Source organism: Nocardioides sp. (genome assembly GCF_035503875.1).
GTDB lineage: Bacteria > Actinomycetota > Actinomycetes > Propionibacteriales > Nocardioidaceae > Nocardioides.
Genome location: NZ_DATJTA010000006.1, coordinates 1 through 7,471 on the forward strand (window position 1 = coordinate 1; position 7,471 = coordinate 7,471).

The 7,471-nt window shown below is 70.8% G+C and carries 6 protein-coding genes and 1 pseudogene; 1 reads left to right on the top strand and 6 read right to left on the bottom strand.

Annotation, left to right across the window (positions count from 1 at the left end; translation table 11 throughout):
- The 6 genes and pseudogenes from VMF51_RS01215 to VMF51_RS01240 form a co-directional block, all read right to left on the bottom strand.
- Positions 1-284: pseudogene (locus tag VMF51_RS01215) on the bottom strand (hypothetical protein); the annotation flags it as partial.
- A complete protein-coding gene (locus tag VMF51_RS01220) occupies positions 281-1,540 on the bottom strand; it encodes a glutamate-5-semialdehyde dehydrogenase (protein ID WP_325472557.1) in 1,260 nt (419 codons plus the stop codon). The pseudogene VMF51_RS01215 and the gene VMF51_RS01220, both read right to left, overlap by 4 nt.
- A 111-nt stretch (positions 1,541-1,651) precedes the next feature.
- The gene (locus VMF51_RS01225; RefSeq protein WP_325472558.1) at positions 1,652-2,605 is read right to left on the bottom strand and encodes an electron transfer flavoprotein subunit alpha/FixB family protein; all 954 of its coding nucleotides are present in this window, start codon (positions 2,603-2,605) and stop codon (positions 1,652-1,654) included.
- 29 nt (positions 2,606-2,634) lie between these two features.
- A complete protein-coding gene (locus tag VMF51_RS01230) occupies positions 2,635-3,432 on the bottom strand; it encodes an electron transfer flavoprotein subunit beta/FixA family protein (protein WP_325472559.1) in 798 nt (265 codons plus the stop codon).
- Positions 3,433-3,581: 149 nt separating this feature from the next.
- Entirely contained in the window at positions 3,582-3,908 is a 327-nt protein-coding gene (locus tag VMF51_RS01235; RefSeq protein ID WP_325472560.1) for a hypothetical protein, read from the bottom strand.
- Positions 3,909-3,956: 48 nt separating this feature from the next.
- A complete protein-coding gene (locus VMF51_RS01240) occupies positions 3,957-4,736 on the bottom strand; it encodes an enoyl-CoA hydratase/isomerase family protein (protein ID WP_325472561.1) in 780 nt (259 codons plus the stop codon).
- A gap of 57 nt (positions 4,737-4,793) precedes the next feature.
- Here VMF51_RS01240 and glgX point away from each other — a divergent pair, with 57 nt between their 5' ends.
- Positions 4,794-6,968 carry a glycogen debranching protein GlgX gene (glgX, locus tag VMF51_RS01245; protein WP_325472562.1) on the top strand — a complete coding sequence of 725 codons (2,175 nt, stop codon included), beginning with the start codon at positions 4,794-4,796 and terminating at the stop codon, positions 6,966-6,968.
- The last annotated feature ends 503 nt before the right edge of the window (positions 6,969-7,471 follow it).

Genomic DNA, 7,471 nt, shown 5'->3' on the forward strand with positions numbered 1-7,471 from the left:
ATGAAGGGGCGGCCCTGGATGAAGTCGCGCCAGCGCTCGTACTGCGCCTGGCGCTTGGGCGAGGCCATCTGGCGCTTGAGCCAGGGGATGTCCAGGGCGCCGCGGCAGACGTAGTACCAGACCAGCTTGCCCACGTTCTGGCCCAGCGAGCCCACGAAGGCGAGGGCGAGCGCCGGGTAGTGGTCGGTGCTGGCGTACACCACCGAGATGTAGGCCTCCATGTTGAAGATCGGGATGATCGCCGAGAGGGCGCCGAACCCGAAGGTCAGGAGGATCAACCTCACCGGATGTGGCCGTCCCCGGTGACGACGTACTTGGTGGAGGTCATCTCCGGCAGCCCCATCGGGCCGCGGGCGTGCAGCTTCTGGGTGGAGATGCCGATCTCGGCACCGAAGCCGAACTCGCCGCCGTCGGTGAACCGGGTCGAGGCGTTCACGACGACGGCGGCGGAGTCGACAGCCGCGACGAAACGGCGGATCGTGCCCTGGTCGCGCGCCACGATCGCCTCGGTGTGGCCCGAGGAGTAGCGGCGGATGTGGTCGATCGCGCCCTCGACGTCGGCCACGACGGCGGCGGAGATCTCCAGCGCGAGGAACTCGGCGGCGTGGTCGTCGTCGGTGGCCGCCACCACGTCGTCGTACTCCGCGAAGGCGGGGTCGCCGTGGATGGTGACGCCCGCGCCCTGCAGCGCCTCGATGACGGTCGGCAGGAACTCGTCGGCGACGTCCTGGTGCACGAGCAGCGACTCGGCGGCGTTGCAGACGCTGGTGCGCTGGGTCTTGGCGTTGAGCACGATCGCGAGCGCCTGGTCGAGGTCAGCGGAGGCGTCGACGTAGACGTGGCAGTTGCCCACGCCGGTCTCGATCACCGGCACCGTCGACTCCTCGACGACGCTGCGGATCAGGCCCGCTCCCCCGCGCGGGATGAGGACGTCGACGTGCCCCCGCGCCCGCATCAGCGCCTTGACGCTGTCGTGGGTGTCGCCGGGGACCAGCTGGATCACGTCGGCGTCCAGCCCGGCGGCGGCCACGGCGTCGCGGAGTACGGCGACGATCGCGGCGTTGCTCGAGCGGGCGCTGGAGCTGCCGCGCAGCAGCACCGCGTTGCCGGACTTCAGGCAGATGCCGGCGGCGTCGGCCGTGACGTTGGGCCGCGCCTCGTAGATCATCCCGACGACCCCGAACGGCACTCGCACCTGGCGCAGCTCCAGCCCGTTGGCGAGGGTGCTGCCGCGCACCACCTCCCCGACCGGGTCGGGCAGGCCGGCGACGTCGCGCAGTCCCTGCGCCATCCCCGCCAGTCGCTCGGGGGTGAGCCGGAGCCGGTCGACGATGTTGGCCGGGGTACCGCCGGACTCGGCGCGCTCGACGTCCTCGGCGTTCGCCGTAAGCAGCTCCTCGGAGCGGGCGAGCAGCGCGTCGGCCATGCCCTGCAGCGCGGCGTCCTTCTCGGCGCGGGTCGCCAGGGCGAGGCCGTGGCTGGCGGCGCGGGCGCGCGCCGCGACCTGGAGGACGTCGTGCTGGGGATCGTGCGAGGTCATGCCGCCAGCCTAGTGAGCACCGCACGACACCCCCGAAACAGGCCGACCCGGCGCGAGTTCGCGCCGGGTCGGCAGCAAACTCACGCCGGGTCGGCGTGGGGTGAAGCGGGGTCAGCCCTTGCGCTGGTTGATCTGCTCGGTGGCGGCCGGGAGGACCGCGTGCAGGTCGCCGACGACGCCGAAGTCGACGAGCTCGAACATCGGCGCCTCCTCGTCCTTGTTGACCGCGACGATGGTCTTCGAGGTCTGCATGCCGGCGCGGTGCTGGATCGCACCGGAGATGCCGTTGGCGACGTAGAGCTGCGGCGAGACCACCTTGCCGGTCTGGCCGACCTGGAAGCTGTGCGGCATCCAGCCCGAGTCGACGGCGGCACGCGAGGCGCCGACCGCGGCGCCCAGCGCGTCGGCCAGGCCCTCGATGGGCTCGAAGTTGCCGCCGGTGCCCCGGCCACCCGAGACCACGATCGCGGCCTCGGTGAGCTCGGGACGACCCGTCGCCTTGCGCGGCTGCTGGGCCACGATCTGCGCGGTCTTCGCGCCGTCCGAGATGGTCGCGGCGAACGCCTCGACGGTGCCGGCGGCGCCCACCTCCTCGACGGGGGCGGAGTTCGGCTTGACCGTGATGAGCGGCGTGCCCTTCGTGACCTTGCCGGTCACCGTGTAGTTGCCGGCGAACACGCTCTGCGTGACGACGCCGTTCGCGTCGATGTCGACCGCGTCGGTGATCAGGCCCGAGGAGGTCTTGATCGCCAGGCGGGCGGCGACCTCCTTGCCCTCGTAGCCGGAGACGAAGAGCACGGCGGCCGGGGCGGACTTCTCCACCAGCTGCTGCAGCGCCTCGGCCTTCGGGGCCACCAGGTAGCCCTTGATCTGCGCGTCGTCGACGACGTAGACCTTCTCGGCACCGAACTGGCCGAGCTTGGCAGCCACCTCGGCGCCCTTGTCGGGCGAGCCGAAGAACACCGCGGAGGCCTCGCCGAGACGGCGGGCCAGGGTGAGCAGCTCGAACGTGGGCTTGCGGATCGCGCCGTCGACGTGGTCGACGACCACCAGGACTTCAGACATGTCTCTCTACTTCCTCTTCCGACCGGCGCTCAGATGAACTTCTTGGACACGAGGAACTCGACCAGCGCGCTGGCGCCCGAGCCGTCCTCGTCCTTGACGATCTCGCCGGCGGTACGCGGCGGGCGGGCTGCGGTCTCCTCGACCTGCGTCCACGCGGCGTCCAGGCCGACCTCACCGGCGTCGACGCCGATGTCGGACAGCGACCAGGTCTCCAGCGGCTTCTTCTTGGCCGCCATGATCCCCTTGAACGACGGGTAGCGGGCCTCGCCGGTCTGGTCGGTCACCGAGAGGACCAGCGGCAGCGTGCCGCCGATGACCTCGGTGGCGGTGTCGGAGTCGCGCTTCACGCGGACCTGGCCGCCCTGGGTCTCGACGACCGACGCGTAGGTGATCTGCGGCAGCCCGAGGCGCTCGGCGAGCATCGCGGGTACGACGCCGCCGGAGGCGTCGGTCGAGGCCATGCCGCACATGACCAGGTCGACCTGCTTCTCGGCGCCGGCCTTCTCGACGGCCTTGGCCAGCACCAGCGAGGTGGCGACGTAGTCCGAGCCCGCGATGGCGTCGTCGATCACGTGGATGCCGGAGTCCGCACCCATCTGGAGGGCCTTGCGCACCGCGTCGACACCCTTCTCGGGACCCACGCAGAGCGCGGTCACCGTGGTGTCGTCGCCGGCCTTCTCCTTCAGCTGGAGCGCCTGCTCCACGGCGTACTCGTCGAGCTCCGACAGCAGCCCGTCGACGCCGACGCGGTCAACGGTGTTGTCCGACTCGAACTGCCGGTCGGCAGTGGCGTCGGGCACGTACTTCACACAGACAACAATGTTCATGGCGATGGCCGCGAAGGCCCCTCCTGTGCACTCGGATGTGTCCGTGAGGCTACCGGGCGGTCATCAGGGGTGAAACCGCACCGAATGGTCGGATACCTCACAGTCGAACTGTCACGCTGTGGCGCGTGACGGGACCTGCCGCGGGCGGGTCAGGGCCGGATCAGCCGCTCCAGCACCCGGCCGATCACCAGCCAGGCGACCGCGGCCAGACCCCAGTTGACCAGGGCGTTGGCCGACTCGGTGTCGAACGACATCACGCCGTCCTGCCGGTCGAAGACCCCGAGGTCGAGGCTGTCGGCCAGGTCGAGGACGAAGCGCACCAGGGCGTTCGACTCGTTGGTCTGGTCGATCGCCACGAGCAGCGCCCCGACGGCCAGGACGAGCGCGAACAGCGCCGCGACCGCCCAGACCGCCTGGGCCGCACGGGTCCGCACGCGGGCCGACCCGGACACCGTCGTCTTGCTGTCTCTCGCCACGACGGGAGGATGGCACAGCGGTGCCCGGGTCAAACCTCGGCGACCGACTCAGCGACCGCTGAAGGTTGCCTTGCCGGGGCCGTTCTCGACGAACGAGCTCATGCCCGCGGTGCGGTCCTCGGTGGCGAAGAGGGCGGCGAACTGCTGGCGCTCGATCTCCAGGCCGGTCTCCAGGTCGGTCTCCAGACCGCGGTCGACGCTCTCCTTGGCGGCGCGCAGGGCGAGCGCCGCCGCGGCGCTGAACTGGCCCGCCCAGGCGACCGCCTCGGCGTACACGTCCTCGGCCGGGACCACCTTGTCGACGAGCCCGATCGCGAGGGCCTCGTCGGCCTTGACGAACCGGCCGGTGAAGATCAGGTCCTTGGCCTTGGCGGGGCCGACCAGGCGCGAGAGCCGCTGGGTGCCGCCGGCGCCGGGGATGATGCCGAGCAGCACCTCGGGCTGGCCGAACACGGCGTTCTCGGCGGCGAACCGTACGTCGGCGGCGAGCGCGAGCTCGCAGCCCCCGCCCAGCGCGTAGCCGGTGACGGCCGCGACGACGGGCTTGGGGATCCGGGCGATCGCGGTGACCGCGCCCTGCAGCGGGCCGGAGCGCTTGACCATGTCCGCGTGGGACATGTCGGCCATCTCCTTGACGTCGTTGCCGGCGGCGAAGACCCGCTCCCCGCCGTACACGACGACGGCGCGTACGTCGTCGCGCTCGGTGGCCTCGGCGGCGGCCGCCCGCAGCTCGTCCTGCACCTGGAGGCTGATGGCGTTCATCTTCGGCCGGTCCAGCCGGATCGTGCCGACGCCGTCCGCGACCTCAAGCCTGACGTACTCACCCATGTGCTGTGCCTCTCCTCGTCGACGCTGGTTCCCGGCACTCTGCCAGCATCGGAGACAATGACCTCCGTGAGCCCTGGCATCTGGACGCATCTCGGTCAGCGCGCCCGGGTCTGGCCCGGCCGCAACTGGCCGCTCGGCGCGACCTGGTCGCCGGAGTCGACGAACTTCGCGGTCTACGCTCCCAACGCCACCGAGTGCTGGCTGTGCGTCTTCGACGACGAGGACGTCGAGACCCGCCACCAGCTGACCGAGCAGTCCCTCGGCATCTGGCACGGGGCGCTGCCCGACATCGCCCCGGGCACCCGCTACGGCTACCGCGTCGACGGGCCGTGGGACCCCGCGCGGGGCTACCGGTTCAACCCGCACAAGCTGCTGCTCGACCCGTACGCCCTGGCCACCGCGGGGACGGTCCGGCCCGAGCCGCCCCTGTTCGGCTACGTATTCGACGACCCGAGCGCCCGCGACGAGCGCGACTCCGCGCCGTACACCGCGCGCAGCGTCGTGGTCGACACCTCCTTCGACTGGGAGGGCGACACCCCGATGCGCCGGCGGTGGCGCGACACCGTCATCTACGAGGCGCACGTCAAGGGGATGACCCAGCTGCACGACCGGGTCCCCGAGGAGCTGCGCGGGACGTACGCCGGGTTTGCGACGCCCGCGGTCGTCGACTACCTGCGCGACCTCGGCGTGACCGCGGTGGAGCTGCTGCCGATCCAGCAGTTCTTCTCCGAGCCCGCGCTCGTCGAGCGCGGGACGACGAACTACTGGGGCTACAACACGATCAGCTACTTCGCCCCCGACGCGTCGTACTCCAGCGCGGGCGACCGGGGCGAGCAGGTCCGCGAGTTCAAGCAGCTGGTCAAGGCCCTGCACGCCGGCGGCATCGAGGTCATCCTCGACGTCGTCTACAACCACACGGCCGAGGGCGGCGCGCTCGGGCCGACCCTCTCCTTCCGCGGCCTCGACGACCGCGGGTTCTACAAGCGGGTGAAGCCCGGCACGGACGCCGAGACCGGGTTGGCGGTCTTCGAGGACACCTACTGGGACGTCACCGGCTGCGGCAACACCGTCGACTCCAACGACCCGTTGGCGCTGCGGCTGATCCTGGACTCGCTGCGCTACTGGGTCACCGAGATGCACGTCGACGGGTTCCGCTTCGACCTGATGTCGGCGCTGACCCGGACCGGGTACGACGTCGACATGCACTGCCGGCTGCTCGTCGCGATCGGCCAGGACCCGGTGCTGCGGCACGTGAAGCTGATCGCCGAGCCGTGGGACGCCTCGATGGACGGCTACCTCGTCGGCCGGATGCCGCCGCCGTGGGTGGAGTGGAACGACCAGTACCGCGACGAGATCCGCGACTTCTGGCGCAACCACACCTCCGGCATCCGCACCGTCGCGACCCGGCTCGCCGGCTCGTCGGACCTCTACGCCGACGACGGGCGCTCGGCGTACAACTCGGTGAACTTCGTGACCGCGCACGACGGCTTCACGCTGCGCGACCTGGTGACCTACGAGCACAAGCACAACGAGGCCAACGGCGAGGACAACCGGGACGGCACCGACAACAACCGGTCCTGGAACCACGGGGTCGAGGGCGAGACCGACGACCCGGCCCTGATCGCCGTACGCCGTCGGCAGGCCGCCAACATGATGGCGACCCTCTGCCTCTCCAACGGCGTGCCGATGATCACCGCCGGCGACGAGCGCGGGCGCACCCAGCGCGGCAACAACAACGCCTACTGCCAGGACAACGAGACCTCGTGGATCGACTGGCGACCCGACGACGCGTGGCTCGACGTCTACGAGATCACCAAGCAGGCGCTGCGGCTGCGTCGCGAGCACCCGGCGCTGCGGCAGCGGCACTGGTTCGAGGGCCGTCCGACCATCCGCGGCGGCCCGAAGGACCTGGCCTGGCTGCACCCGTCGGGCCGCGAGATGACCGGCGACGACTGGCACGACCCCGACCTGCGCACGGTCGGCATGTTCGTCTCCGGTCAGCCGCTGCGCGCCCCCGGACCGCAGGGCCAGCAGCAGGTCGACAAGTCCTTCATGCTGTGGTTCAACTCGGGCTGGCTCCCCCAGCCCGTCGACGTACCCGAGAACGACTGGGTGCAGACCGGCGAGGTCGTCCTCTCCACCGACGCGAAGCTCCCCCTCGGCACCCAGATCAAGGCCGGGGACCGGATCACCGTCGGGCGCCGTACCGTCGTCGTCCTGCGGGAGACCTGAGCCGCCGGAGGTCGAGGCCAGCAGGTCATTGCGGGGTACGACGCGGGCGGTCTAGCCGAAACCACCGGAGGTCGAGCAGCGAGGAGACCCCGCAGCCCACAGACGACGGTGATCAAGGTCGGTTGCCGGCCCACCCGGTCTCGACGGGCACTCAGGCGCTGAGCGCCTTCGCTGCTCGACCACCAGAGTCATCGGCCGGAACCCAACCGGAGGTCGAGCAGCGAGGAGCGCCAGTCGAGACCCCCGCAGCCCACAGACAACGGTGAGTGACTGACGTCGGCTGCCGGCTCACCGGGTCTCGACGGGCACTCAGGCGCTGAGCGCCTTCGCTGCTCGACCTCCGGTGCTCAACGAGCTCGGCGACCGAGACCCCCGCACCCCACAGACAACGGTGATCAAGGTCGCCTGCCGGCCCACCGGGTCTCGACGGGCACTCAGGCGCTGAACGCCTTCACTGCTCGACCACCAGAATCAATGGCGGGAAGCCACGGAGGTCGGGCAGC